The 26048-nt window shown below is 62.2% G+C and carries 28 protein-coding genes; 14 read left to right on the forward strand and 14 right to left on the reverse strand.

Annotated elements, in window-relative coordinates; translation table 11 throughout:
* Window positions 1-165 precede the first annotated feature (165 nt).
* Window positions 166-2139: a sigma-54-dependent Fis family transcriptional regulator gene (locus CEW83_RS15450; RefSeq protein WP_108950129.1), complete on the forward strand. Its 1974-nt coding sequence runs from the start codon at window positions 166-168 to the stop codon at window positions 2137-2139.
* 39 nt (window positions 2140-2178) lie between these two features.
* Here CEW83_RS15450 and CEW83_RS15455 read toward each other — a convergent pair whose 3' ends face one another.
* Window positions 2179-3501 (reverse strand): MFS transporter, encoded by a 1323-nt coding sequence (locus CEW83_RS15455; RefSeq protein WP_108950130.1) that lies wholly within the window; start codon window positions 3499-3501, stop codon window positions 2179-2181.
* 210 nt (window positions 3502-3711) lie between these two features.
* Here CEW83_RS15455 and CEW83_RS15460 point away from each other — a divergent pair, with 210 nt between their 5' ends.
* From CEW83_RS15460 to CEW83_RS15470, 3 genes are all read left to right on the forward strand, one after another.
* Window positions 3712-3906 (forward strand): YjfB family protein, encoded by a 195-nt coding sequence (locus tag CEW83_RS15460; RefSeq protein ID WP_108950131.1) that lies wholly within the window; start codon window positions 3712-3714, stop codon window positions 3904-3906.
* Between the two features lie 82 nt (window positions 3907-3988).
* Window positions 3989-4225: a VF530 family DNA-binding protein gene (locus tag CEW83_RS15465; RefSeq protein WP_108950132.1), complete on the forward strand. Its 237-nt coding sequence runs from the start codon at window positions 3989-3991 to the stop codon at window positions 4223-4225.
* Window positions 4226-4269: 44 nt separating this feature from the next.
* Window positions 4270-5181: a glutaminase gene (locus CEW83_RS15470; RefSeq protein WP_108950133.1), complete on the forward strand. Its 912-nt coding sequence runs from the start codon at window positions 4270-4272 to the stop codon at window positions 5179-5181.
* A 23-nt stretch (window positions 5182-5204) separates the two neighbouring features.
* Here CEW83_RS15470 and CEW83_RS15475 read toward each other — a convergent pair whose 3' ends face one another.
* The 5 genes from CEW83_RS15475 to CEW83_RS15495 all read right to left on the reverse strand — a co-directional run bounded on the left by CEW83_RS15475 (window position 5205) and on the right by CEW83_RS15495 (window position 10818).
* Complete coding sequence (locus tag CEW83_RS15475; protein WP_108950134.1) at window positions 5205-6323, reverse strand: DUF1513 domain-containing protein; 1119 nt, start codon at window positions 6321-6323, stop codon at window positions 5205-5207.
* The gene (locus tag CEW83_RS15480; RefSeq protein WP_108950135.1) at window positions 6313-7353 is read right to left on the reverse strand and encodes an imelysin family protein; all 1041 of its coding nucleotides are present in this window, start codon (window positions 7351-7353) and stop codon (window positions 6313-6315) included. Before CEW83_RS15480 ends, CEW83_RS15475 begins: the two co-directional genes overlap by 11 nt.
* Entirely contained in the window at window positions 7350-8801 is a 1452-nt protein-coding gene (locus CEW83_RS15485; protein WP_108950136.1) for a di-heme oxidoredictase family protein, read from the reverse strand. Before CEW83_RS15485 ends, CEW83_RS15480 begins: the two co-directional genes overlap by 4 nt.
* A gap of 101 nt (window positions 8802-8902) precedes the next feature.
* Entirely contained in the window at window positions 8903-10051 is a 1149-nt protein-coding gene (locus CEW83_RS15490; protein WP_108950137.1) for an imelysin family protein, read from the reverse strand.
* A gap of 80 nt (window positions 10052-10131) precedes the next feature.
* The gene (locus CEW83_RS15495; RefSeq protein WP_234418857.1) at window positions 10132-10818 is read right to left on the reverse strand and encodes a hypothetical protein; all 687 of its coding nucleotides are present in this window, start codon (window positions 10816-10818) and stop codon (window positions 10132-10134) included.
* 210 nt (window positions 10819-11028) lie between these two features.
* Between CEW83_RS15495 and CEW83_RS15500 the strand changes: the two genes are divergently transcribed.
* Window positions 11029-12159 carry an alcohol dehydrogenase family protein gene (locus CEW83_RS15500; protein WP_199915136.1) on the forward strand — a complete coding sequence of 377 codons (1131 nt, stop codon included), beginning with the start codon at window positions 11029-11031 and terminating at the stop codon, window positions 12157-12159.
* A 58-nt stretch (window positions 12160-12217) separates the two neighbouring features.
* On the opposite strand, the gene CEW83_RS15505 is transcribed toward CEW83_RS15500, so the two are convergent.
* A complete protein-coding gene (locus CEW83_RS15505; protein ID WP_108950138.1) occupies window positions 12218-12463 on the reverse strand; it encodes a GlsB/YeaQ/YmgE family stress response membrane protein in 246 nt (81 codons plus the stop codon).
* Window positions 12464-12959: 496 nt separating this feature from the next.
* Between CEW83_RS15505 and CEW83_RS15510 the strand changes: the two genes are divergently transcribed.
* Window positions 12960-13727: an ADP-ribosylglycohydrolase family protein gene (locus tag CEW83_RS15510; protein WP_108950139.1), complete on the forward strand. Its 768-nt coding sequence runs from the start codon at window positions 12960-12962 to the stop codon at window positions 13725-13727.
* Window positions 13728-13775: 48 nt separating this feature from the next.
* Here CEW83_RS15510 and CEW83_RS15515 read toward each other — a convergent pair whose 3' ends face one another.
* On the reverse strand, window positions 13776-14243 hold the full coding sequence (locus CEW83_RS15515) for a PEP-CTERM sorting domain-containing protein (RefSeq protein WP_234418858.1): 468 nt from the start codon (window positions 14241-14243) through the stop codon (window positions 13776-13778).
* Between the two features lie 694 nt (window positions 14244-14937).
* On the opposite strand from CEW83_RS15515, the gene CEW83_RS15520 reads away from it, so the two are divergent.
* Together CEW83_RS15520 and CEW83_RS15525 are read left to right on the forward strand one after the other, a co-directional pair.
* On the forward strand, window positions 14938-15924 hold the full coding sequence (locus CEW83_RS15520) for a nuclease-related domain-containing protein (RefSeq protein WP_108950141.1): 987 nt from the start codon (window positions 14938-14940) through the stop codon (window positions 15922-15924).
* A gap of 242 nt (window positions 15925-16166) precedes the next feature.
* Entirely contained in the window at window positions 16167-16769 is a 603-nt protein-coding gene (locus CEW83_RS15525; protein ID WP_108950142.1) for a hypothetical protein, read from the forward strand.
* Between the two features lie 23 nt (window positions 16770-16792).
* Here CEW83_RS15525 and CEW83_RS15530 read toward each other — a convergent pair whose 3' ends face one another.
* Window positions 16793-19219, reverse strand: a complete 2427-nt coding sequence (locus CEW83_RS15530) for an AAA family ATPase (protein WP_108950143.1) — start codon at window positions 19217-19219, stop codon at window positions 16793-16795.
* Window positions 19220-19561: 342 nt separating this feature from the next.
* On the opposite strand from CEW83_RS15530, the gene CEW83_RS15535 reads away from it, so the two are divergent.
* Complete coding sequence (locus CEW83_RS15535; protein ID WP_108950144.1) at window positions 19562-19837, forward strand: DUF2164 domain-containing protein; 276 nt, start codon at window positions 19562-19564, stop codon at window positions 19835-19837.
* A 67-nt stretch (window positions 19838-19904) separates the two neighbouring features.
* On the opposite strand, the gene CEW83_RS15540 is transcribed toward CEW83_RS15535, so the two are convergent.
* The 5 genes from CEW83_RS15540 to CEW83_RS15560 all read right to left on the reverse strand — a co-directional run bounded on the left by CEW83_RS15540 (window position 19905) and on the right by CEW83_RS15560 (window position 22510).
* Window positions 19905-20534: an SAM-dependent methyltransferase gene (locus tag CEW83_RS15540; protein ID WP_108950145.1), complete on the reverse strand. Its 630-nt coding sequence runs from the start codon at window positions 20532-20534 to the stop codon at window positions 19905-19907.
* A gap of 87 nt (window positions 20535-20621) precedes the next feature.
* On the reverse strand, window positions 20622-21251 hold the full coding sequence (locus tag CEW83_RS15545; RefSeq protein WP_108950146.1) for a GDSL-type esterase/lipase family protein: 630 nt from the start codon (window positions 21249-21251) through the stop codon (window positions 20622-20624).
* A 23-nt stretch (window positions 21252-21274) separates the two neighbouring features.
* Window positions 21275-21871, reverse strand: coding sequence for an NADPH-dependent FMN reductase (locus tag CEW83_RS15550; protein WP_108950147.1), 597 nt, complete (start codon window positions 21869-21871; stop codon window positions 21275-21277).
* 98 nt (window positions 21872-21969) lie between these two features.
* The gene (locus CEW83_RS15555) at window positions 21970-22170 is read right to left on the reverse strand and encodes a hypothetical protein (protein ID WP_108950148.1); all 201 of its coding nucleotides are present in this window, start codon (window positions 22168-22170) and stop codon (window positions 21970-21972) included.
* A 94-nt stretch (window positions 22171-22264) separates the two neighbouring features.
* Window positions 22265-22510, reverse strand: a complete 246-nt coding sequence (locus tag CEW83_RS15560; protein WP_108950149.1) for a hypothetical protein — start codon at window positions 22508-22510, stop codon at window positions 22265-22267.
* A gap of 115 nt (window positions 22511-22625) precedes the next feature.
* On the opposite strand from CEW83_RS15560, the gene CEW83_RS15565 reads away from it, so the two are divergent.
* The 5 genes from CEW83_RS15565 (at window position 22626) to sdhC (ending at window position 26020) form a co-directional block, all read left to right on the forward strand.
* On the forward strand, window positions 22626-24095 hold the full coding sequence (locus CEW83_RS15565; protein ID WP_108950150.1) for an anion permease: 1470 nt from the start codon (window positions 22626-22628) through the stop codon (window positions 24093-24095).
* A 300-nt stretch (window positions 24096-24395) separates the two neighbouring features.
* Window positions 24396-24647, forward strand: coding sequence for a hypothetical protein (locus CEW83_RS21100; RefSeq protein ID WP_159099475.1), 252 nt, complete (start codon window positions 24396-24398; stop codon window positions 24645-24647).
* Window positions 24610-25323: a succinate dehydrogenase/fumarate reductase iron-sulfur subunit gene (locus CEW83_RS15570; RefSeq protein WP_108950151.1), complete on the forward strand. Its 714-nt coding sequence runs from the start codon at window positions 24610-24612 to the stop codon at window positions 25321-25323. The genes CEW83_RS21100 and CEW83_RS15570 overlap by 38 nt, the downstream gene beginning before the upstream one ends.
* Window positions 25323-25667 carry a succinate dehydrogenase gene (locus tag CEW83_RS15575; protein WP_108950152.1) on the forward strand — a complete coding sequence of 115 codons (345 nt, stop codon included), beginning with the start codon at window positions 25323-25325 and terminating at the stop codon, window positions 25665-25667. Before CEW83_RS15570 ends, CEW83_RS15575 begins: the two co-directional genes overlap by 1 nt.
* On the forward strand, window positions 25664-26020 hold the full coding sequence (gene sdhC / locus CEW83_RS15580) for a succinate dehydrogenase, cytochrome b556 subunit (protein ID WP_108950153.1): 357 nt from the start codon (window positions 25664-25666) through the stop codon (window positions 26018-26020). Before CEW83_RS15575 ends, sdhC begins: the two co-directional genes overlap by 4 nt.
* Window positions 26021-26048: the final 28 nt, after the last annotated feature.

The following is a 26048-nucleotide window of genomic DNA, read 5'->3' on the forward strand; positions in this document are numbered from 1 at the left end:
ATGAAGGCGCACGGTCTGCGCCGAAGGGGGGCGGGCCGTGCGCCGGCAGGATGCTACGAATGATATAAGATGAGGAAATGACGACGCAGGCCGCCCGAACGGCCTGACGTACGACCGACGCCTGGGGGGCTCCCCGCAAAGGCGCGCATGGAGGAGACATTGGCAATGCAACTCGCTCAACGCGATCATATCTCGCGGGTGCTGTCCGTGGCCCGGAGCAATGACGTATCCAAAGACCGGATCCAGCGTTCCTGGCTGCGCTGCATCGAAGAGTACGATCTCGACCCCACCCGGCCGACGCCTGCACACATCATCGAACACAGCCAGCTGCGCCAGCACCGCGAGCAGATCGAGGATTTTTTGCTGGTCGCACGCACGGGTATGGAGCAACTCTACAAGCGGGTATGCGATCTCGGCTACGTGCTGCTGTTGACCGATGCCAGCGGCGTGACCGTGGACTTTATCGGCAATGACCGCTGGGAGGGAGAACTCCGACGCTCGGGTCTCTACCTCGGTGCCGACTGGAGCGAGGCGCGGGCGGGCACCTGCGCGGTGGGTACATGCATCGCCGATCTCAGCCCGATTACCTGCCACCAGATCGATCACTTTGACTCGTCTCACATCGCGCTGACCTGCAACAGTGCGCCGCTGTTCGACCCCACCGGGGCGTTGCTCGGGGTGCTCGACATCTCCGCCCTGAGCTCCCCTTCACCGCGCGAGAGTCAGCACCTGGCGCTGCAGCTGACGGTGATGTACGCCAAGATGGTCGAAGACGCCAACTTCATGCGTTTCTTCCACGAAGCCTACGTGTTGCGGCTGGGTGCGGCGTGGCCGATGGTCGATGCCAGCGGTGAAATGCTGCTGGCTTTCGATGCCGACGGCGTCGTTGTCGGCGCCAACAATGGTGCGCGCCGCGTGCTCAGGGCCGGGAGTGACCGCGGCGTGTCCTGCGCGCTCGTGGGCAGTTCGCTCGATTCGATCTTCCGCGAAGGCAGTGCCGAGGTATGGCGCATTGGGCGCAATGCCTTACTGAACGAGCGCACGGCCCTGACCACCTTCGATCACGACGTGTTTTACGCCCATGTGATTTCGCCCAGCGTCGCGCCCGGTCGCAGGACGGAGCTGGCGCAGATGGCCGAGCCGGACGTGAGCGCGCCCGCGCTCGACCGCCTGGCGGGGGATGATCCGCAGATGCAGCGTCTGATCAGGCAGGCAAAACGCCTCGTCAACAAGTCGGTCTGCATTCTGTTGCACGGCGAAACCGGGACCGGCAAGGAGGTCGTGGCCAAGGCCCTGCACGAATCGAGCGACCGCTGCGACAAACCGTTCGTGGCCATCAATTGCGCCGCAATCCCCGAGTCGCTGATCGAGAGCGAACTGTTCGGCTACACCGCCGGCGCCTTTACCGGCGGGCGCAGCAAGGGCATGAAGGGGCTGATCGCCCAGGCTGACGGTGGCACCCTGTTCCTCGACGAAATCGGTGACATGCCCATTCACCTGCAGACGCGACTGCTGCGTGTGCTGGCCGAAAAGGAGGTGACTCCGCTCGGCAGCGACAGAGCGCAGCCGATCCGGCTGACGGTGGTGGCTGCATCGCACCGTGACCTGCGCAAGCTGATTGCCGATGGTCTGTTCCGCGAGGATCTCTACTACAGGCTGTGTGGTGCGACACTCTACCTGCCTGCACTCAGGATGCGTGAGGACAAGACCTACCTGATCAATCTGCTCGTGGCCGAGGAAGCGGCCGAGATGGGATGCGAAGCCGACATCGATCCGGCGGCCATGGCCCTGCTGTGCGGTCATGCCTGGCCGGGCAACGTGCGCCAGTTGCGCAACGTGCTGCGCTTTGCGCTCGCGGTCAGCGACAGCGGACGGATCCGGGTGTGTGATCTGCCCGATGAGTTCATGGAGCCGTCACTTGCTCACAGGCCTGCGCCCCAGGCGCCAGCGCCGACTGCGATGTCGTCCATGGCCGGCTCGGGGCCGCGCTGGAGCGAGCGTGAGGGGGAATGGTTGCTCGAAGCGTTGCAGCGCCACAAGTGGTGCGTGACTGCGGCAGCGGCTGAGCTCGGGCTGTGCCGTGCAACGGTTTATCGCCGCATGAAGCGCCACGGCATCGTGCCCCCAAACCAGCTCTGAGTCGGTCTCGCGGTGTAGGCTGAGGGCACCCGCCCGGCGTCAGTTGCCTGAAGGCCGCTCGACGGGTTCGTCGGTCGGGGGGGACGTCTGCTGTTCCGGCCCGGCATGCTGCATCTGCTCTTGCGCAATCTGCTCGTCGACCCGCGGGTCGAGGGCTGCGGCCAGCGGCGAGCTGCTGGTGCTGTCGGGCATCGGGATGTGATGCAGCGGCGCGTCGTCGACCTGATGCAGGTGGGTCGCACGCTTAGGCTGCACCCGCCATGCCACCACGGCCGCGCAGACGGCGACAAAGACATACAGCATGTTGGCGCCGAGAAAGCGCATGAGCACGCCGGCGAGGAGTGGGCCGATACTGGCGCCGACACCGAAAGTCAGCAGCAGCATGGCGGTGAGCGATACCCGCAGGTCTGCGGTCACGTGGTCGTTGGCGAGCGCAACCGCAAGCGGGTAGAGGCAGAACTGCAGCATGCACACCGCAAAGCCCGCCGCGAACAGCAGCCATATCGGCGCCTCGGGCAAGACTGCGAGCGGCAGGGCGAACACCGCCAGCACCGCGCCACAGCGGCTGATCAGCCATACGCGATCACGCCGGTCCGACAGCCAGCCCAGCGGCCATTGCACGAGCAGGCCGGCAAAAATGCAGCTACCCATGAACAGACCGACCTGCTCGGTCGTCAGGCCCATGCGCGTGCCGTAGAGCGGCGCGAGGCCGTAGAAGGAGCCAATCAGCAGCCCGGCGACCAGAATGGTGATCAGCGACAGCGGAACGCGTTTGAAGAAGAAGCGCAGCTCGAGCGGCGCCGGATGCAGCTTGGCCGGGTGCAGCTTGTGGGTGAGGGCAACCGGCACCAGGCACAGGGCAAAACACAGCCCGACCAGCATCAGCAACTCCAGGCCGAGCTCGGGGTGCGCCACCAGCACCAGCTGGCCCAGAATCAGGCCGAGATAGGAGGCGCCCATATATCCGGAAAACACCTGGCCGCGCTGCTCGGCATGGGACTGTTCGTTGAGCCAGCTCTCGATCACCATGTACTGGCACATCATGCACAGGCCGATCACCATGCGCAGCGTCAGCCACGCCGGCAGCCAGTCGGTCAGGCCGTGACCGAGCACGGCCGCCGTCACCACGCCGGCGCACGCCACATAGGCGCGGATGTGGCCGACGCGTCCAATCAGCCGGTGTCCCACCTTGCCGCCCAGCACCAGGCCGACGTAGTTCGCCGTCATCAAGGCACCCACCCACAGGCCGTCCGCCGTTGCCGCAACCCGCAAGGCCAGGTAAGTGCTGAGCAGGCCCGAGCCCAGCAGCATCAGCAGGGTGGCAAAGTAAAGTGAACGGAAGGACTTGAGGATCAGAATCATTGTGCGGGGGCTGACTCGATTGGCGGCGGGCGGGGCGAGGGGCGCCCGCGAAAGATCCCGTCATGTTACCCGTGCTATCCCGACTAAGGTACTCGGATAAACACCAAGTTGGTGCGCAAGGTCACGGTGAGGGGCGATTCAAGTTTTTCTGCGCACTGCCGTTAAGCCCGGTATTGGCGTGTTCGCCAGAATCAGACAAGGAGGTGCGACATGGATGTCTCATCCATCGCCGCCGCCGCGAGTGCCAACTCCGCGGCCCAGCTGCAGCAGGAAGTGTCGATGTCGGTGCTCAAGAAAGCCATGGACATCCAGGAGCAGAGCGCAATGCAGCTGCTCGAGGCCTTGCCGCCCGTGCCCGCTGCGCCCGCCGGAACCGCGGGTGGCGTGATCGATACCTGGGCATAGTCAGTTCCGTCGCGCCCGCTGAAAACTTGGGGCGCAGCCGGGGGGCTGCTATCGTTCGCCTGCCCCGATCCGAGACAAGCCCATGGCAGACGCACAGCCCAACAATCCCCTCCACGGCCTCACCCTGGAGAAGATCCTCAACGAACTGCTGACCTACTACACGTGGGCGGAGCTCGGGCAGCAGATCGACATCCGCTGCTTCAATCACGAGCCCAGCATTGCCTCCAGTCTCAAGTTTCTGCGGCGCACGCCGTGGGCACGCGAACAGGTCGAGGCGCTGTATGTCTATACGGTGCGCAACGGTATCCCCAGGCACTGAGCGTCCGCACCATTCTGCCGCACCTCACTCGCAAGGACAGGACGATGGACTTCCAGCCCGTACTCGACGACATCGTCAGCACGCTCAAACCCGAACTCGGCGCCGGCAAGGTGGCGAGCTACATCCCCGCCCTGGCGCGGGTCTCGCCCCACCAACTGGGCATTGCACTGCGCACCCGCGAGGGCGCGGAGTACTGTGCCGGCGATGCGACGACGCTGTTCTCCATCCAGAGTGTCTCCAAGGTGTTCTCGCTCACTCTCGCCATGCGCAACCTGGGCGAGGTCCTGTGGCAGCGCATGGGGCGCGAGCCTTCGGGCAACCCGTTCAACTCCCTGGTGCAGCTCGAAGCCGAACACGGCGTGCCACGCAACCCCTTCATCAACGCCGGGGCGATTGCGGTGGCCGACCGCCTGGTGAGCACTTGCGGCGATGGGCGGGCCGAGATTCTCGCGCTGCTCTCCAGCCTTTGCGGCGAAGCCGTGGCGTTTGACGAGGAGGTGGCCGCGTCGGAGGCAGCGACGGGGTTTCGCAACATCGCGCTGGCCAACTTCATGAAAGGCTTCGGCAATATCGACAACGATGTTGCGCCGGTGCTCGATCTCTATTTTCACCAGTGCTCGGTGGCAATGAACTGCGTGCAGCTTGCCCGGGCCATCGGCTACCTGTGCAACGATGGCGCGCATCCGCTCGATGGCTCGGCGCTGGTTTCCGATCGCCAGGCACGTCGCATCAACTCGCTGATGCTCACCTGCGGCACGTACGACGCGGCCGGCGAGTTCGCCTTCCGCATCGGCCTGCCGTGCAAGAGCGGGGTGGGCGGCGGCATCGTGGCCGTGCTGCCCGATACGCTCAGCCTGTGCGTGTGGTCGCCGGGACTGGACGAGACCGGCAACTCGCTGCTGGGCATGAAGGCGCTCGAAATGTTCGTCGCGCGCACCGGCCTGTCGGTGTTCTGAGTGCCTGCTGCAGGCGTGGACGATCAGCCCGGACGCGCGTGATTGTCGAAGGCGAATGCGTGTGGCCAGTGCGCCTGGGCGCGGGCTTCGGCGGGTGCGACTGCCCACAGGTCGCCGCCGTCGCCGGTGGCAAGCAGCCCCCCGCGCGTGGCGGTCAGCGCACAGACGCCGGGTGTGGGCAGATGGCCGATGAAGCTGCCGTCCGCCTCCCATAGCGCAAGCGTGCCGGCCACGCTGCAACTCACCGCGAATACGGGGCCCGTCGGCCCGTCAATCGCGACAATGTCGCCGGCGTAGCCGCCACAGGCTGCGAGCACCTCGGGCGTCGCCGTGCCGTAGCGCAGGCCCTCGTCCGTGAGCAGGGCGAACAGTGGCCGCGCCCTGATCGTGTCTGCCGCATCCCCGGCTTCGTTCTGCAGCGACACTGCGATGCGGCCATCGGCCGCCTGTGCGATGTGGCGCACGCTCATCCACGGGTCCGGCACGCGGTATTGCGCGAGCACGCGGCCGTCTTCGGGGTCGAGCAGCGCGAGTGTCGGGTCCATTCTGTCCAGGTTGCGCTTGAGGCGTCCGGTCTCGGGCAGGGTGAGGATGCCGCCGTTGGCGACCGCAATGCGTCCGTCGGTGAGCTGCATCAGCGCATGCGGGCCAATGCCTCCGGTGGGCCAGGCGGCGAGGCGCTGGAGCGTGAGTGCGTCGTACACGCCCACGCGGCCGTGACCATTGATGAGTTCGCTCTCGGTGGCGAACAGCAGGCGTCCGTCGCGGCTGAAGCTCAGATGGCCCTCGAGGCGGATGTCCTCGTCGGCGTCATAGACGTCGAACGCGGCCAGCTGCCGGCCACTGGCCACGTCCCAGCGCAGCAGAAAGCGGCCCGGTCTGCGCGCGGCGACCACCGCGGAGCCGTCGCCCGACGGATGCCAGGCCAGTTCGTGACCGCGCGCGGGCAGCTCGAATGCGTGGGAGATGTCGGTGCTGCGCCCGGCAAAGAAGTGGCGCGGGCGTGAGGGCGAGTCGGCCCAGCAGGTGAGCAGCGCGGGTTCGGCGGCAAACGCGGCCCGGGCAGGCGCGGGCAGATGCGCGAGGATGAAGCCGGCGGGAAGGGCGGCCAGCAGGCGGCGGCGCTGCAGATCAGTCGCCATCGTTCTCTCCGAAGCCGACGCTGACCTTCATCGCGTCGGCAAGCTCCTCGGCCAGCAGGCGTTGCAGGCGGCTGAGTTCGCTGACCAGGGTGTCAGTCTGCAGGCGTGCAGCGTCGGCAGCGAAGTCCGGGGGCAGCGCCGTCTGCACCGCGTCGATGCGCTGGTCGAGGCGCTCCGCCAGGGTCAGCAGTCCGCGTCCGCGCAGCATTGCGGTGAGCCCGGGCATGCCCTCGTCACCCTGCAGGCCGGCGCGCAGGCCGGAGAAGTACGCCATCAGGCCGGCACGTGCGGACCCGCTGCGCCAGGCGTCGGTTTCCGCCGGGCCGGTGTGCGGGCGCAGGGGCTTTTCGAGATACTTGAGGCGCAGGGTTTCGGTGCTGCCGATCAGGATGTTGATGCCGTCGGCGAGCAGGCGTGCCTCGCGTTCGGGTTCGGCCTCGGCGAGGCCGGCAATCCAGTCCGGCCAGGCCGATACGGTCGCAGAGATGCCCGCAGCGGTGTCGCGGGCGAGCCACACGGCATAGCGGCAGGCGGGACCGTCGTCCGCGAGCGCCGGCCGTTCGGCGTCGAACAGAAGGTACTCAAGCGCAGGCAGGCCGCGCGCAGGCAGGCCGATGCGCGCGGTGTTGGCGGGCGTCTTTGCATACTGCGCGATCGAGCTTTCGATCTGTGCCGGACGCGTGGGCCAGAAGTCGATGCGGCGCAGCAGGCGCGACTCGAGCACCGGCCCGATGGGCAGCGGGCTCAGTTCGCGCAGGTCGTGCGCAGCCTCCAGCCAGCGCTGGCGGGCAGCCGCGGCTGCGGCGGGCTGACCCTCACAACTTGCGGCGAGCGCGCTCGCCAGCGCATCCACCTTGTCACCGAAGTGGCGGTAGCCTGGCGCAAGGCGCTGGCTGGCCAGGGCGCTCATCCACTGCGATGGCATCACGATGGGCGCCGGCGCGGCGGCGTGGGCAGGCAGGGCAAGCGAAAACAGCAGGCCGGCGAAGGGCAGGCCGAAACAGCTGGTACGAAACCGGGTAAACATCATAGTGACTCCACAAAGCGGACCAGCGCATCGCGCTCGGCAGCATTCAGGCCCAGCACGTGCTGCCTGGCGGCTTCCGCCTCGCCGCCGTGCCACAGAATTGCCTCCAGCACGCCGCGCGCGCGGCCGTCATGCATCAGGGTCTGGTGACCATTCACGGTCTGGATCAGACCGACGCCCCACAGCGGCGGGGTGCGCCATTCGCGCCCGTCGGCAGCAAAGTCGGGGCGGTGGTCGGCGAGTGCCTCACCCATGTCGTGCAGCAGTAGGTCGGTGTATGGCCAGATGGATTGCCCTGCCAGTTCCGGGAAGGCGTCCGAGTCGCCAGTGACGTGGTTCGGTACATGGCAGCTCGCGCACTGTGCCTGATGAAAGATGCGCTTGCCCTCGAGGACTTGCGGGTCGGCCGGTGCGCGCCGGGCGGGTACCGCGAGCGTGGTGGTGTAGTAGATGCTGCGATCGAGCGAGCGGTCGTCGATGTCGGTGCGGTGCTCTCCGCGCTCGCTGCGCCAGGCGGCTTCCTGCTGCAGCCGCGCACGGCAGTCCTGCTGTGCCGTGGTGCATTCTTCGTGCGGGAACAGGCTGGAGGTGATGCCGATGTCGCCGTTGAAGGCGGCGGCAGTCTGGTGTGCGACGCTGCCCACGTTGGCCTTCCAGCCGAAACGCCCCACGACCCAGTCCTGCCGCACCGCGTCCCACACCCGGTTCGGGCGGCCCGAGATGCCGGCCTGATCTGCAGCCTGGCGCGCTGCGATCTCGAGCAGGCGGGCTTCGGGGATGGCCTCAAGCAGGCCGAGGCCGATGACCTGGGGGGCAATGCGCGGTGAGATCAGCGTCTGCGGGTGCAGCGGACCGTAGCCGGGTTCGCTCAGCGTGTACGTGGGCTGGCGCAGGCTGTAGGGCGTGCCGTCGGCGAAGCGGCCGGTTACCTCGGTGTAGCTCACGGTGATCAGGGCCTCAGGGCGGATGCCGGGCAAGGCCTGATTGTTCAGTTGCGAGCCGTAGGTGGGCTCGGGCACCACACCGTCCTTGCCACCGTCACCGGGGATCGACAGGCGCAGCAGCAGGCCCACCGCTTGTTCGGTGCTGACGCCGTTGGCGTCCACCGCCGGCGGGGCACCGCGGCCGTCGAGCACGTGACAGCCGGCACAGGCGCGGGAAATGAAATGCGGGCCGAGCCCGTCCCGACCCGAGGTCGAGGCCGGTGCGCCGACCCAGCTCTTCTTGAAGAACGAGTTGCCGATGAAGAACGCAGTCTGCCGGTCCATCGACAGGTTTGCCGCCGGGTATGAAAAAGCGTTGCGTCCGTGGTCGGGCGTGGTGGTGGCGCCGCCGGGGCGTTCTTCGCCCGGTTCGTAGCCAATCGTCGGGCGAGCCGACTGCACGGCGGCGAAGGCAATGCCGGTGGCGGCGAGTACGCCGAGACCAAGGAGCAGGCGTCTGGATTTCATGAGCGCGGAAGCAGAAAGCGAGGGGGGAAGGAGGCGGGCGCCGGATGAGAGGGTGCGGACCGCAGCCCGTGGTCGCGTCAGCACCCTCGGTCACTGGGCGTTCAGTCGGGCGCGACGGTGTTCAGACGCTTGATGCCGAGCACCGTAGCTGCTTCGACCAGGCCTTCGGTCTGCTTCTTCAGCGCGACCACGGTGGCCTCGACCTTGCTGCGACCCGGGGTGCCGACCAGGATGGCGCGGTCGAAGGGTGCGGGAATCGCTTCCGCTGCCTTCACCGACGTGTCGATCTGGGCATCCACGCGGCTCGCGACGGCCTTGTTCTTCGCCGAGACCAGATCGCGCACGCCCGGCCCCTTGAGCACACTGCCGTCGGCGCGGACGTACTGGCCGCGCCACACGTTGCGGATGCCGGTGGCGTTGGCCACGACGTCGCGGTGGGTGTTGTCGGAGAAGCACGAGTGCTCGTCTTCCTGGTTCTGCGAGTCGAGCGCCACTTCGATGCGTTCGCCGGCCAGTTCGCCGCGCGACAGGATGCCGAGGGCAGAGATCACCTTGGCGACGTTGCCCGCGTCGGCGACGAAGCCCTTGCGGTAGTTGTCGGCGCCGGGTGCCCAGGCTGCTGCCAGGTCGCCGAGATCCTTCACCAACAGGTCGGTGGTGACTTTCAGGTAGGCGCGGCGGCGGTCGGCGTTGGGCGCCTTGCCGTCGACGAAGTCGGTGTAGGCGCGGCGGCCGGGGCCGTTGTCGTCGAGGTCCTGGCCCCACAGCATGAACTCGATGGCGTGCCAGCCGGTGGAGATGTTCTCTTCGCCGTCCTTCTCATTCAGGCCGGAGAGGGTGTCCATGTCGATGGGGATCGTGCGGTTGGCAATGATCCCGGCGTCCTTTGCACCCTCGACGAAGTCCACATAGGCCTCGTCCATCGGCCACGCGTTGATCCTGCCCTCGGGGCCGTCCTCGCCATCGATCGGGCCGCCGTAAAAGCGGAAGGCTTCGGTCTGACCGTAGATCTCGCGTGCGGCGAGCCAGGCCTTGCGGGCTGCCTGCTGTCCGGCTTCGGACGGTGCGGCGACGAAGGCGTCGACCGCCTTCTGCAGCGCCAGCGCGCTGGCATGGGCATCGGCGTAGGTGGCGTGGACGAGCTCGCCATAGTGAGCGAGGACGCGCGGCGCGGTCACTGTCTCGGCGGCCAGCGTGGCGGTGGAGAAATGCAGTGCGGCGAGCGCGGAAACGAGGGTGATCAGGCGCATTGGGTTCGCTCCGTTGTGCGTTGTCGGGGGGCGTGAACAGGGGCGCACGCCCGACGCCGGGTCGGGCATGCGCGGGTGGATCAGAACTCCCAGCCGATTCCGGCGTTGGCGAAGCTGCGATCGTTGCCGTGGCCGACTGCGGCGGAGATCTTCACGCCTTCGATGATCTCGTAGCGCAGGCCGATGGCGCGATCCGGACGGCTGTCCTCGTTGCCGAAGGTCTCTGCCACGAAGCTCAGCTTCTCGGTGAGCGGAAGATCGACGGCCACACCCCAGGTGTTCACGGCGTCGGTGTCGCCATCCTCACGGGTCACTTCACGGCCAAGGTTGGTGTGCACCATCTGGCCGCCTTCGAAGGTCCAGGTCAGCAGGCCGGTCAGCGAATTCACATAGGCCGACTCGCCTTCGGTACGGTCGCGTCCGTACTCATACTTGAGACCCGCGGACAGTCCGGTTTCGGATTGCAGCGGCACCCACTTCAGTGCGAGGCCGTGGCCATTGGTGGCTTCGTTTCCGGCGGTGGCGAAATCGCGCGAACGCCCGAAGCCGATCTCGAGTTCGAGGGTCTCGATCGGGCTGAAGCCGGCGGCGGCGTCGTAGCCCTTGGCTTCGTCGTCCTTCGACCAGCCAGCCTCCAGCTTGGCGCCGCCCTTGTCGAGCGTGCCCGCGTCATCGACGCTCAGGGGGCGCTCGGCATGTGCCAGGCTGGCAGTGCCGAGCAGGGCAACGGCGAACAGGGGAAGGGCACGGGGGCGAAGCACTTGCATCTTTAACCTCTTGAAGTTGTTTTCCGTCGCATGGCGAACGTGTTCGGCACCGGAGTTGCAACACCACGGCGTTTGATTGGAAAGGATAGTAATGAGAAGAGGTCGCATTTGCAATTCCGTTTTTGCGGTGCAGCGCTTTTGCTGGGACACTGTTACGGCTAATGAACCCGGGCGCCTGAAGGCGAGGGTTGCTGGAATGGAGTGGTGCAAATGACCAAGGAATTGAGTGGAAAGGACGGCGAGAACCGGTTTGATACGACGGGCGTGAGCAGCACGATGAAGGCCGTCGTGACCGTCGGCAATGGCGGTTACGACAAGCTGGTGTATTGCGACGTGCCGATTCCCGCCCTGGGCGCGGGTGAGGTGCTGTTGCAGGTGCTGGCGGCGGGCGTCAACAACACGGAAATCAACACCCGTCTGGGCTGGTATTCATCCAGCGTGACCGGCGGGACCGAGGAAACCGCCAGTGCGGAGGCCACCGAGCGGGCCGATGGTGGCTGGAACGAGGGCACGCCGTTTCCGTTCATCCAGGGTACGGACTGCTGCGGCCGTGTCGCTGCGGTTGCGCCTGGCGTGGATGCAGCTCTCATCGGCAAGCGGGTGCTCGTCCGCGCGTGCATGCGCAAGGACGGCTTCGGCTCGATGGACACCGTGTGGATGGGCTCCGATTTCGACGGCGCCTTCGCCCAGTGGGTCAAAGTGCCTGCAACGGAAGTGTTTGTGGTGGAGAGCGACTGGAGCGACGCCGAGCTTGCAACGATTCCCTGCGCCTACGGGACGGCCGAGAACATGGTGCATCGCGCGCAGGTAAGCAGCGCAGACCATGTGCTGGTGACAGGTGCATCGGGGGGCGTTGGCTCGGCGGTCGTGCAACTGGCCAAGCGGCGCGGGGCCACGGTGACCGCCATCGTGGGCGCATCAAAAATGGATCAGGTGCGTGCGATCGGTGCCGATCATGTGATCGCGCGCGGCGAAGACATCGTTGCCAGCCTCGGCGAGAACGCAGTCGATGTGGTCGTCGACAACGTGGCGGGGGCGACATTTGGCAGCATGCTCAAGGTCATGAAGCGCGCCGGGCGCTATGTGTCCTCTGGCGCCATCGGTGGCCCGCTGGTCGCGCTCGACATGCGCGACTTCTACCTCAAGGACCTCAGGCTGATCGGGTGCACGGCCTGGGATGAGCCGGTCTTTCCCAACCTGATCGGCTACATCAAGCGTAATGAACTGCGTCCGATCGTGGCCAAGACCTTCCCGCTCGAAGGCATTGCCGATGCACAGCACGAGTTTCTCGAGAAAAAGCACGTCGGCAACTTCGTCCTGGTTCCGCCTTCGGACGGCTGATCCGGCCGCAAGCCGCTTGAAACGGTGCAGCAGTCCAGCAGGCTGCCGCACCGGGTGCTCATCGTTTGCGCAGCGCACCCACGACCGCGAGCAGGACCACCGCCCCGATCACCGAGCCGATGAAGCCCGCCCCCTGGCCCGCGCGATACAGGCCGAGCACCTGGCCGCCGTAAGTCGCCACCATCGAGCCGCCGATGCCCAGCAGAATGGTCATGATCCAGCCCATCTGATCGTTGCCCGGTTTGAGCACGCGCGCGATGAGACCGATGATCAGGCCGATGAAAATGGTCGTGATGAAGCCCATGTGATTGCTCCTGCAGTGATCGGTTTGCCCTTGCCCGCATGTGCGAACCCGGGTCAGGAAGGAGGTGCCGGTACATTCTAGGCCAGCTTTCGTGACGGCCAGTGATGCGTTGCGGCGATGTCCGGCTCTGTGCCAGGGCGGCCACACACCACAGACCGGAAGCGCAAAAGAAAAAAGCCCGAGCGCTTTCGGGCTCGGGCTAAATCCACACCAAAGGAGGAGGGTGGAGGAGACGGTTCAAATACTAGTGGAGAGTGTTGTGCGGCGCAACAATCAGCCGCGTAAACGTTTCTATCAACTGATAAGTAATATTTATTGCCGTGCGGAGTGCAATCGTGCGCTCGACAGGTGGCGGCCTTTGCAGGCCTGACCGGTTCCTGCTGCTTCGTGTCCGGATACAGGCTCATTCGGCGAGCCTGCGGGGGGCAGATAATGACGCTAAACATGCCGTCGGCTCATGCGACAGCCTCTCCACCCAACCGAAGGACATCACATCATGCTGGGAGCCATCATTGGCGATATCGTCGGCTCGGTATACGAGTTCAACAATCATCGCGCCAAAACCTTCGACCCCTTCTTTCACGCCCGCGCCTTCTATACGGACGACACCGTATGCACCATCGCCGTGGCCGACGCGCTCATCAACAAGCGTCCGCCGGCCGAAGCGCTCAAGGACTGGGGGCGGCGCTACTGGCATAACGGCGGCTGGGGCGGCATGTTCGGCGAGTGGCTGCAGTCGGACGACGCCTCACCCTACGGCAGTTTCGGCAACGGTGCCGCAATGCGCATCTCGCCCGCCGGCCTGCTTGCAGAAACTGTCGAGCAAGTCACCGCACTGTCGCAGGCGGCCACCGAAGTCACGCACAACCACCCGGAAGGCCTAAAGGGCGCAGAAGCCACCGCGCTGGCCATCTTCCTGGCGCGCCAGCGGCTTGCACCTGCCGAGATCCGCAGCACCATCACCGAGCGTTTCGGCTACGACCTCGATCGCACCGTCGACGACATCCGCCCCACCTACCGCTTCAACGAAACCTGCCAGCAAACCGTCCCCCAGGCGCTGGTGTGTGCGCTCACCGCAACCGACTTCGAAGATGCCATCCGCAACGCAATCTCGATCGGCGGCGACAGCGACACCGTGGCCGCCATCGCGGGCGGCGTGGCGGAAGCGCTGTTCGGCATTCCGGACCGGATTGCCGAGCGTGGCTGGGGGTATTTGCCCGCGGATATGCGGGCGGTGCTCGAGAGGCTTTATCGACAAGGCTGAAGTGTTTGTCGGGCTACTCGCTCCCCTCTCAAGCCTGCCGCGTAAAAGTCAGGCGACTTTCTTGCGACGGGCCGCAACAATCCCTGCGAGACCGATGCCCAGCAATGCCAGCGTAGCGGGTTCCGGTACGTTGTTCTGTGCATCGAGTTGCACGATAGACGTGCTGACGTTCGCCCATGTTCCGTGAACCGAGTTGGCGCCACCGTTCCAGCTGAAGAACGAACCGTTGGTGCCCCAGCCGGAGCCATTGGCCAGCCAGGTGTTCGAGACCAGGTCGAAGTCGCCAAAGCCAAACAGCGTCGACAGGGTTACGTGGTGGCCATATACCAGATGGTCGAACACGAAAGAGGTCAGTTCGTCTTGGGCAAGGATGCCGTTCGCGTTCGTGTCTGCCCCGGCAAAACTGCCATAGCTGGGGCCGTAATTGTCTACGGAGAACGACACGACGGTCGCATTGGCGGATGCAGAGGCGGCAATCAGCAGGGCGGCGGCGGCAATCTTGATTTTCTTGAGCATGAGTACTCCCATGGCGTCGATGACAGCAATAAGGGCTGATTGGATGGCAGCGCGGGCTCGATCGTGAGCGTGAAGCATCTTCAATCACGACCCCGACACTTCGCTGCCGGCTATGACAAGGTATGGCGAAAGTGTAGCGATTTGCGCTCAGTAAATCTGTAAATTCATCACGAATTACCAAAAACAACTTAAACGAACAGTTTCAAAGGGGTCAGAGTCGTTTGATTCGCTGGAGCCGCTGTACCAGAAGGGATGAGAGTCGCTGCCCGTCATTCGTGTCCGGGCTGCGGTGCTGGGTACGAGCCTGAGGTTTCAGAAGATCAGACGCTTGTCACCGCCAACGCCGGTTTCCTTCAGGTTCGGGATTGCGCGCACGATCTTGTCGCGGGTCGCCTTGTCGTGCCCCATTTTCGAGAGTTCAAAGGGGTCAGAGTCGTTTGATTGCAGATGCGCAGCGTCGGCGACATGCCTGCTGTGTTGTGACGGACGGTTGCGAAGCGGTAGCAGGTCCGGGGCGCAGCAAGTGCGTATCTGCGCGCGGTTGCGCGGTGAAGAGCCTCTCCAACTCATGCGCAGGCGTGATGTCTGTCACAGCCTATTGGCTTGCGAAGGGGCGTCCGAGTCGAGATAAGTCACTTGCCCAATGCTCCGTGATACGCTCATTGGGTTTCCATATCGCATTTATCGGTAAGCAATGATCATCAAGGAAGCAGAAGGCAGGAATGCCGATCTCGAAGTTCTCAGGTCACTCGCAGGGCGACCTGATGTCACAGACGATCAGCGCAAACGCATACAGCAGGAGATTCGCAATATTCAGGCGGGTCTCAAGGGCGAAGAGGAAGCAGCTTACGAACTGAACTTCCACTACGGCAACTCGAAGAACTGGATGATCATCCATGATTTGCGTATCGAGTGCGAAGGACGGGTTGCCCAGATCGATCACCTGCTCGTCAATCGGTTTCTGGAGCTCTGGGTGTGCGAGAGCAAGCATTTCGCCGAGGGCATCGCAATCAACGAGCATGGCGAGTGCTCGGCGTTTTATGGCGGTAAAGCCTACGGCGTCCCTTCCCCGATTGAGCAGAACCGCAAACACATCACTGTGCTGGAGTCGGTTTTCAAAACTGGGCTGGTGAAGCCGCCTACTCGACTTGGATTTACGATCAAGCCGACCTTCGTCAGTTTGATCCTGGTCTCCAAACGCGCTCGGATCAGCCGCCCTTCGGCAAAGCTGGACGGCCTTGATGCGATCATCAAGAACGACCAGATCAAGTCACGTATCGACAAGTCGATTGATGCGGACAACAACCCGCTGACCTTGGCCAAAGTGGTTGGCACTGAGACGGTCGAAGAATTCGCGCGGCGTTTAGCGGCGATCCACAAGCCTGTTGTGTTTGATTGGCATGCGCGGTTCGGAGTTTCGCGTGAGGTACGACCTCCCGCAACTGTTTCTCTACCTGCTCAGCAGCCGGTTGGCGCAGCCGAACTGCAACCGGTAGCGGAGTCTGTGCAGACGGCCGAACAGCCACCTAAGGCCCAGGAGCGTCGAGAGTCGAAGCTGAAATGCGTAAAGTGTTCTGCAGCAGTGAGTTACGCGGTTGCGAAGTTCTGCTGGGTGAACAAGGGGCGATTTCAGGGGAGTGTGTATTGCATGGAATGCCAGAAAGGCGTCCCGGCTAATTGAATTAGCGGAAGCGCTTGTTCGCGAGGGGGGCGTTTACAGCGTAAAGATTGAGTAGGCGTTCAAGGCGGTTTGCAATCGGTTGCCTTCGCAGTGACCGCTACTCGGCCAAAGCCGACTTTTCATGATGCTGGGGACTATGACCGTTCTACTCACAGTTCCGGGCCTACCAGATTCTGGGGTGTCATTTACGTCGCGAACTACTGAGCGGCTAATTTTTATCTTGAACAGGGACGGATGAAGGGATGGAAGACGAAGCCTTTAGCATTTGGACGCCGTACCAAGCATTCTACATTCAGTCAATGCTCTTCAACACGACGTCTGCCTTTCAGTCGTGCAGTATCGCGGAAAAGATCATCAAAAAAATCTCCGATGGGGAGATTGATCCGCAAGAGAAGAAGGATATATTGCTGGACTGCTTGCAGAACGTCATCAACCAGTCTGGTGCCATATCGCGATACTTTTTCCCCTCACGTGATGGCACGAAGGGAGCGGATAAGAAGAGCATTCACAAAGATCGCGGACAGTATCTGTCAAGGGTATTTGGTGTGAAAGACGATAGTCCTCTGATGAACAGGGCGCTAAGAAATTCGATTGAACACTTTGACGAGCGGCTCGACCTCTATCTTCAAGACGGGATAGTCGGCTACATTTTTCCTAGCCTAATTCTTCCTGAGCCTGAAGACTCAGGTATTCCTAACCACATTTTCAGGGCCTACTACTTGAAGGAAGGCATTTTCCAAGTGCTAGGTGAGCAGTACGAGATCCTGCCAATTGTTGATGAGATAGCTAGAATACACGATCTCTTAGTCAAGTTTGACGGCACTGGCGGGGTCTTCCGCTCGTAAAAAAGAGCTTTTCGCCCCTTTTGCTATTGTGTCCTCGCAGGCTCTCCAATGCTCTTTAAAAGGGCATTGTATTGATGAGGATCTGCCGCATAGATCTTGTCCAAGACGAAGTTAGCGACCTTGGCGATCTCTGGAATCTCTACAGGTTTGAATCCACGATCTGGGATTGACTCAAGGTGAGAGAATTCATTGTTGAGTCGGTTTAGCAGTGCGATTGCCGTTGCGTCTTCATCGCCAAAGAATTTCCTGATTCGTTCAAATGCATCATTCTTGTCGTCGTGGTATGGGAACTTGAAGAACAAGAAGGCTTCTAGGAACTTGCGAAGATTGTTCCCGAAGCCGTAGAACGGTTCATGTGCGCCCCATGCGGCGTCCTGGTTTCTGCACTTGTAGATCTGGTGGAAGAGGTAGTTGAACTCAGTGATGTAGTCTTTCAGGTAGGACGGCATCAGCATGATGTTGCTTGTTGGGCCGTTCCGCTCCACCATGAAATGCTCATTGTCATCCACGCTCTTGGTCTTGCCACCATCCCCAGCTAGCACCTTCTTCTTTGGGATGGAAAGACGCTTCAGGTACTTCAAGAAGTCCAGGTTGTGGGTGGAGATGAAGAGCTGACTGTAGCGATAGCCGTTGGAGCCGTCCGCATTCTTGAACGGCTTTGCAATCAAGCTCTCGATCAGGCTGAACATAAAGAAGATGTGGTTCCCGTCCAGGCTGGAGATTGGATCGTCAATATAGATGATCAGATCCTTGCCCTTGCTGTCTGGCTCTTCCAGCTTGGCTATGAAGTAGCAGAAGGCTATCAGGCTACATTCGCCTTCACTCAAGTTGTAGGCTGATTTGCCATCCCGCGTGATCTCAAACTTGACGGCGGTTTTCTCCGCGTTGTCCTTAGCTTCAAGCTTGATGCCATCATGACCGAAGAAGTGGTTGAGCAAGGAGTTGACCCGTTCCGCTCCTTTGCGTTCATCCTTCTGCTGGCCTTGCAAGCGGGTGACATCAGCCTCTAGCTTGACGATCTCGGCTTCGGCGTCTGTATAGGCCTTGCCAGCAGTATCGGCGTCTGTCTTAAGATCAGCGATGCGGGTCAACTCCGTGTCATAGGTGATATCAACGATGAAGGAGGCCACGTCGGTGAGTCGCAGAGCTTCGCGTGCCCAGCCCTTGTCCTTCTCCAGTGAGCTGGTGCGGCCGTTGCTTTTGACGATCAAATCGTTGATGTCGTCAGAACACTTCTGTATTGCCGCTGCATCGTGCTTGGGGACCGGCATAGCAACGGGCTGGAAGAGAGAACTCTTCCTTGAGTTCAAGGCAGCCTTCAGCGCTTCAAGGTCTTTCTTGTAGACATTCAGGCATTCGGCAAGAGAATTCTTGTGGGCTTCAAATGAGACCATTTCTTCGGCATAGAACTTATCGCCGGTCAAAGTCAGGAAGCCAGCAATAGCCTGAATTTCGCCATTGACCGATGTCAGACATGAATCGATGGACGACTCCAAATCCGACGTTTCTTTGCTGAAGTGAGAGTCCAGGATATGCCATATATCGTGGGGCAGATTCTGACGACAGAAGGCGCATGTATCGCGTTTGTCCTTATGCAGCGGGATGCCTTGCCTCACCCACGCTTGAAGGGTAGTCTCGTTCAACAGCTCCTGAATGGCCTGCGTCGGCCTGATCGATCTAGAAAGGAGCTCTTTGGCTACCGTCTTGATTGAATCAAATTTTAGGCTGATCGAGACGGTATCGGTGATGTCAGGAAGTGCCTCTTGCTTCAAGAGGTTGATCTTGGTGGCCTGTTCGTCAGTGGTTAGAGGCGTGAATCCCGCCTTCTTAACGGTGCCGATGTCCTTCTTGATGCTTTCAATGTTGTAGACCGCCGAACCGTAGGTGCGATTCTGTTTAATCTTATTGTTGGCATGAGAGCGAAGCTTGTCCTCTAGAGCATCAGAAGCGGCTTTATGACTGAGTTTCGTCCGATCCCGCTCTTTCTTTTTGGCTTCAGTTTCATGCCGAAGACCCACCTTCGATTCAATACTGCCTAGCTTAACTTGGATGGCGGCAATGGCATCTTCGATCTCTTTGTTCTTTTCACCGACGATGGCAAACGTCTTGATCTCGCCGTTGGTTTGATTGACCAAGAAGCTTAGGTTCTCACCCACGAAGTCTCGGTTGTAGACCCGAATATCGTAGCCATGGCCGACAAGGTTGGTCTGTGTCACATCACCCTTGTCACCGCGGACTGTGAAGGTTGAGCCCACGTAGTTGAGCGGAATACGCCCCATTTCCATAGCACGGAAGATCCGCGAGAGCGTAGTCTTACCAGAGTAGTTCCGTCCGTAGAGGATGTTAAGCCTCTTGAAGTTCTGGACGTTGTTGCCCGCATCCTTAAGGCTCTTCCTCCAAGTGAGGTCCTTAAAACTACCGAAATTGCCGATGTCAACCTGACTGAACATGAAATCTTCCTTGTCGCTGGCTATTGGTTGCCGATTTGCAAGTGAAACAGATTGTTCAGCTAGTCTACTCCGAGTCTATGAGAATGGCATCTCGGTGAATTGGGCCAAGTTTCGTAGAAACTGCGCGGTCAGCTCTGTGCACGACTACAGACATTCATGCGAGAGGAACTGAACGGCTGCGATGGCCGACAAGCCCTCCTTCAATTGTCGGCCATGATGGATGTGCCTCGTCCGCACGATGTGGATGTTCCCCGTAAGCATCACGATGCTCCGTCGCAACACTCGTAAAGTGCACGCATGCTGCCGGGGTGTCCGTGCGCTGTCGTCTGCATTGGAGGCCACATGGCGATCGAACTGAACAAGGACATCCGCGCCGAAGCGATTGCTTCAATCGAGCGCTATTTCCGCGAAAACATGGACGAGCCGATTGGCAACATCGCGGCGGGGGCGTTGCTGGGTTTCTTTGTGGAAGAGATTGGTCCGGCGATCTACAACAAGGGCGTGGCCGACGCGCAGGAGCGCTTGCAGATGCGGGTGATGGAGCTCGATATCGAGGTCCATGAAGAGGAATTTCAGTACTGGCGAAAGCTTGAGCGCAAAGGCAAGGGGCGCAAGTAGGGGGCAGGCGAGTTGCGGATGGGCGCAGGGCGGTGACCGGGGAGGTCGCCGCCCCTGCGCGGCTGGCTTACTCGGGCTTGCGCGCGACCATGCCGATCAGTGCAGAGCGGCCCTTGTGGCCTTTGCCTTCATCGACGTCGTCCTCGTATTCGACCAGTTCCTCGATCTCCCAGTCTGCAAACGCTTCGCGCAGGGTGTCTTCGGTGTAGAGGTTTTCCACCGCGGAGGGGCCGCCGGTTTTGTATTCGATCTGTTTGGGGGTGTAGCCCTGCAGCAGGATGCGGCCGCCGGGGCGGGTGAGGCGCTTCATGACTTCGAACTGTTTGTCGCGCCATGCGGGGCCGACGAACTGGATGAAGATGCCGACGACCCAGTCGAAGGCGTTGTGCATGTCTTCCGGCGGCCAGCCGGGGGCGAGCATGTCGGCCTGGATGAAATTGACGTCGAGCTTGCGGCCAGCGGCAAGGTGGCGGGCTTTTTCCACGGCAACGGCGGAGATTTCGATGGCGGTGACTTCAAGTCCCTGTTCGGCGAGCCAGACCGAGTTGCGGCCTTCGCCGTCGGCCACCGATAGCGCCGTGCGCCCGCTTTGCAGCAGGTCGAGCCGGTGGGCGAGGAAGCGGTTGGGCTCGGTGCCGAACAGGTAGTCGTCGCCTGCGTCCCGGTAGCGGGCACTCCAGATGCTTTCCTGATTCATGTTTGCAAACTCCTGTCGTCGTATTCGCGCAGCCCTTGCGGTGGTGCGCTTTGTTCATCGGGGCTGCTGCGTAGCTCTTGCGGTGTGTCAGGGGGCCAGCCCGATCTGTTGCAGTGCTGCATGAATGCCTGTGGCCATCTCCTGGTAGCCACGGGCGTTGGGGTGGATCTTGTCGGCGGTCAGTTCGGGGCGGGACAGCACGTCCGAAAAGACGTCGGCGATCAGCGGAATTCGCTCTTCTTCTGCCAGGGCTTCGTACAGTGGGGCGTCGCTTGCCTTGCTGGCAACCAGTCCGAAGAGCGAAAGCTCTGGCACCGCAACGAGGACCGGCTGCGCGCCCGCAGATTTAACTGTAGCGACGATCTGGCGAATGTCTTCCTTTACTGCGCTTTGCGCACGCCGACGCAGAAAGTCGTTGCCGCCGATCTCGATGATGACCAGCCGGGGCTGGTGTTCGTCGAGCAGGGGGCGGATGCGGGCGGTGGCCGCTTGTGCGGTGTCGCCGGGGATGCCGGCGTTGATTACCTGCCAGCCGGTGCGGGCTGCGAGCAGGGTGGGCCAGTCTTCACCTGCAGCGGCGCCGGTGCCATAGGTGACACTGTCGCCAAAGGCGAGCACGTTTGCGCCCGCTGACACGGCAGGCAGCGCTGGCGCTTTGCCGCAGGCAGTGAGCAGCAGCGGCAGCGCGAGGATGCCGAGGAAGGATCTGCGATTCATGTGGCGCTGGCCGCTTGGCGGGATCAGCCAGCGTTGCGGCCAATTGCGTTGGCCAGATTGCACACGGCGGCACCGACGCCTTCGAGCATGTCACGGGTGCGGTCGTCCGCGATGCTGCCGTCGGCACCGAGCACCTTGTTGGCGGCGGGAACGGCGGCCTGCTCGGGGACCACGATAAGGCCCAGGTTCGACAGATAGAGCCGTGCATGCTGCATCGCGCGGATGCCGCCGAGCGCGCCGGGCGAGGCGGTGATCAGGCCGGCGGCCTTGCCGCGCAGATGAATGGTGCCCGGCTTGCCGCTACCGTCGGACAGCGGACGCGACACCCAGTCGAGGGTGTTCTTCAGCAGCGGGGTGAAGAAGCCGTTGTATTCGGGCGTGGCGACGATGACGCCGTCGTGCTCGGCAAACAGTCGCTGCAGGCGTGCGGCCGCCTCGGGCAGGCCTTCGCTGGCTTCGAGATCGCCGTCGTAGAGGGGCATGACGAAGTCACGCGGTTCGACAAAGGTGACGTCGGCGCCGGCGTTCTTCGCGCCCCTGATGGCAACCGCGAGGGCGCGACGATTGAAGGAGTCCTGGCGGGCGCTACCGCAGAGTGCGAGAAGGCGAGTGCGGGTCATCGTCGTTTCCTGGTGATGTGGATCATGATTGGGATCAGCTGAGTGACCACCTGCCGCAGCCTTGGTTCAGCGGCAGTGGTGGCCGTGTTGGGACGCGATCACGCTTTCGTGGCGCGCGTTGTGCCCGGCTTCGGCGAAAAGTACTGGCATGGCGTGCCTGACGCGGCCAGCACCTCGCGCCACGGCTGGTTGCGACTCTTGAAGTGCAAAGCGTTGCACCCGTAGGGCAGCGCCGTGTCGTGGGTGATGAAGTAGTGCGTGCAGCGGATGCACCGCCTGTCGTTCGTAGGGTTGTCCATGTGCGGCGTGCGCGAGTCGAATGCGAATAATGCCTTGTATTGAGATCTGCTCCATCCGTCAATTCCAGGATCGCCGGATGTGCATTCCACCTGCTCAGCGCACCTCCAGCGCCTGGCGGGCTTCGTGCATCTCCTGCACGTCGGCCTCGATGGCGGCGCCGGGAATGGCCGAGTAGCCCATGCGGAAGCAGTTCTGGCTGGCCTTTCCGGGGCGGGCGAAGAACACCCCGCCGGGTTCAAACGACGCGTTGGTGCAGGCTGAGATCGACGAAAACTGCTCCGGCCCCCCTGCCAGATTGTGTCCATGGTCAACGAATCCCCGCACGGTTCGATTGGTCAAGCGGCCCGCGAGTGCGTAAACTGGAAGTGACGGAGCAGGTTGAAGTGCTCCGTTGGCCTGTTGCGCTACCTGCCCTTCCCGAACCGGAACGCTCCGAACTGAAAAGGAGACCACCATGGCCGAGCCTGCTGGCGTCAAGTTCTCATCCGCGCTGATTTCCGTCGCGCTGACCCTGATCATCTGGTTTGTGATACCCGTACCCGAGGGGGTCGATCCCAAGGCGTGGCATTTATTCGCGCTCTTCGTGGGCACCATCGCGGCGATCATCGGCAAGGCGATGCCGATCGGCGCGATCGCGATCGTTGCAATCATGCTTGTGGCGATCACTGGTGTCACCAGCCCGAAGCCAGGTGACGCACTCAAGGATGCGCTGAGCGGATTTTCCAACAGCCTGATCTGGCTGATCGGTATCGCCATCATGATCTCTCGCGGTCTCTCCAAGTCGGGACTTGGGTCGCGTATCGCGTACTGGTTCATCTCCATCTTTGGCAAGAAGACCCTGGGTATCGGCTATGCACTCGCCGCGTCGGAGACCTTGATCGCCCCGGTGACACCCAGCAACACGGCCCGCGGCGGGGGCATCATCCATCCGATCATGCGGCCGATCGCAGCCGGGTTTGGCTCCGATCCGGAGCAGGGCACAGAGAAGAAGATGGGGCGCTTTCTCGCGCTCGTGAACTACAACACCAACCCCATCACATCCGCGATGTTCATCACCGCAACCGCACCGAATCCGCTTGTAGTCAAGCTGATCTCGGACGCCACCGGTGCCGGGATCAGCATCACCTGGGGCCAATGGGCCCTGGCAGCGCTGGTGCCCGGCATCATCGCGCTGATCCTGATGCCGCTGGTCGTGTATTACATGTGCCCGCCCGAGCTCAAGAAAACACCGGAGGCCCCGAAGTTCGCGAGGGAGAAACTCGCGGAGATGGGGCCGCTGAATCGCAGCGAAATGATCATGATCAGCGTGTTCGCGCTGTTGCTGGTGCTGTGGGCGGGCATTCCGGCGATGATCTTCGGCAAGGAATACGCGCTCGATGCCACGACTGTGGCGTTTCTTGGACTGTCGATCCTGCTCGTGACCAACGTGCTCACCTGGAACGACGTTCTTACGGAGAAAGGCGCCTGGGACACCATCGTGTGGTTTGCTGCACTGGTCATGATGGCGAGCTTCCTCGGCAAGCTCGGCCTCATCCAGTGGTTCTCGGAGCAGATCCAGGGCGGGATCGAAAGCACGGGCGTCGGCTGGGTCGGCGCGACCCTGTTGCTGGTGGGCGTGTATTTCTACGCGCACTACTTCTTTGCGAGCACCACCGCACATATCACGGCCATGTTCGGCGCCTTCTTCACTGCAGGCATCGCACTTGGGGCGCCGCCGATGTATCTGGCGCTCCTGATGGCCGGTGCGTCCTCGCTGATGATGTCACTGACGCACTACGGCACAGGCACTGCGCCCATCATCTTCGCCTCAGGCTATGTCACGCTCAAGGAGTGGTGGCAGGTGGGCTTTGTGGTGAGCGTGGTCAATCTCACCATCTGGGCCGTCATCGGTGGCCTGTGGTGGAAAGTGCTGGGTTACTGGTAAGAAGGCTGCGGTAGCGGCTCACCCGCTGCCGCGTCACGTACCGCTGCTCGGCCTGGGTCGGCGGGCTCGTTCAATTGATTTGCGCTCGGAGTCCCCTGTGCCGGGGGGCTCCGCGTACCGTTCTGGTCGCCCTGCAACGGCGGTTCGTGTTCACCCCGAACCGCACGGGGCCTCGGCAATCCGACGTTCGCGTTCTGCGATCTGCCGGACCGTTTCGACCCGAAACGCTTCCATGTCACGCCACCGCGACTCCTGCGCATCCATAGGCACGTCCGTCGCACCTCACATCGACAGTAACCGGTGAGCAAAGCCGCCGGGCAGTGCTTGCAGGCAATGCGCCCTGTAGATAAAGAATTTGTTTATCTCGTGCAAATTAAGATTAGCTTTTTATTTTTCATGGCCATGCCCAGAATCGTCACATGGCTGATCGCTGCCGAATTCGCTGGTGATCCTTCAGCTGAGTGCTGCGGACATCGCGAATCTGAATCTGAATGCATGGCTAGGTGGGATAAAAATGACGAGAACTCTTGCGGTAAGCGTGTGGCGGGGTAAGGAGGAGGGCGACTTCGTCACCTATGAAGTGCCGCGCCGCGACAATCAGACTGTGCTTGACGTGATTACCCACATTCAACGCAATGTGGATCACACCCTGTCGTACCGCTTCGCGTGCCGCGTGGGGATGTGTGGCTCGTGCGCGATGACGGTCAATGGAAAGGCAATGTGGACCTGCCGCACCCATGTGTCGCAGGTCGCCGACAACGGCAAGCTCGAACTCGCGCCCTTGTCGAACCTGCCGGTCGTCAAGGATCTGGTGACCGACATGCGCGACTTTTTCGACAAGTGGGCGCGCGGCATGGGGCAGTTCAAGGGTAGCCGGACGCGCAACGACGATTTCGAAAAGGTCCAGCCCGACTCGAAAGCCAGAAAGGCCGCTGACGCCGGCATCGAGTGCATTGGCTGTGGTGTCTGTTACGGCTCCTGCGATGTGGTGAGCTGGCGCCCTGACTATCTGGGCCCTGCGGCGCTGAATCGCGCATGGACCCTCGTCAATGACCAGCGTGACGTGCAGTCGGCGCAGCGGCTGAGCGTCGTTGCGGGTGATGCGGGTTGTCACTCCTGCCATACGCAGGGCACATGCACCGAGCGCTGCCCGAAGCAGCTGGCCCCGACAGCAAGCATCGCAGGCCTGAAACGCCTGCTGATGACGTCCAGTGCCGGAGGTAAGTGATGAGCCAGGCCGAGACAAGAAGACGCCAGTGGTATGTCCAGCGCATCAGCGCGATGGTGCTCGCGTGCTGTGTGGTGGCGCATCTGGCGATCATGATTTACGCGGTGAGAGGCGGTCTGAGCGGCGCCGAGATTCTGGAGCGAACCCAGGGCAGCTGGCTGTTCGGGGCCTTCTACGCGGTGTTCGTCCTTGGCTGCGCCGCCCATGTGCCGGTCGGTGTGAGCAACATTGCTGAAGAGTGGTTTGGTGTTCGAGGGTTCAAGTCGGTGTTGATCGCGCAGCTGTTCACCTGGGGAATCCTGATCCTCGGCCTGCGCGCCGTTTGGGGAGTGATCGCAACATGAAGCGAACGAATGATTCACGCGCGCGCAACCATGCCGCGTACTGGGCCTTCCTGATGCACCGCGTGTCGGGACTGGCGCTGGCGCTGTTCCTGCCCGTGCATTTCTGGGCGCTCGGACAGGCGATCAAGGGGACTGCAGCGCTGGATGGTTTCCTGCAGTTCGCAGATCAGCCCCTGTTCAAGTTCGCGGAGTGGGGGCTCGTCGTGCTCCTGTCCCTGCACATGATGTGCGGCGTGCGCCTGCTGCTGATCGAACTCAGGCCGTGGTCGGGTCTGCGCAAGAACTGGATCACCGGCGCAGTGGGTTTCAGCCTCGCAACGGGTATGGCTTTCGGGCTGGCGTTGATTCGCTAGACCCAGGATAAGAAGACAGGAGAAGACA

This window comes from Parazoarcus communis, from assembly GCF_003111645.1.
GTDB lineage: Bacteria > Pseudomonadota > Gammaproteobacteria > Burkholderiales > Rhodocyclaceae > Parazoarcus > Parazoarcus communis_A.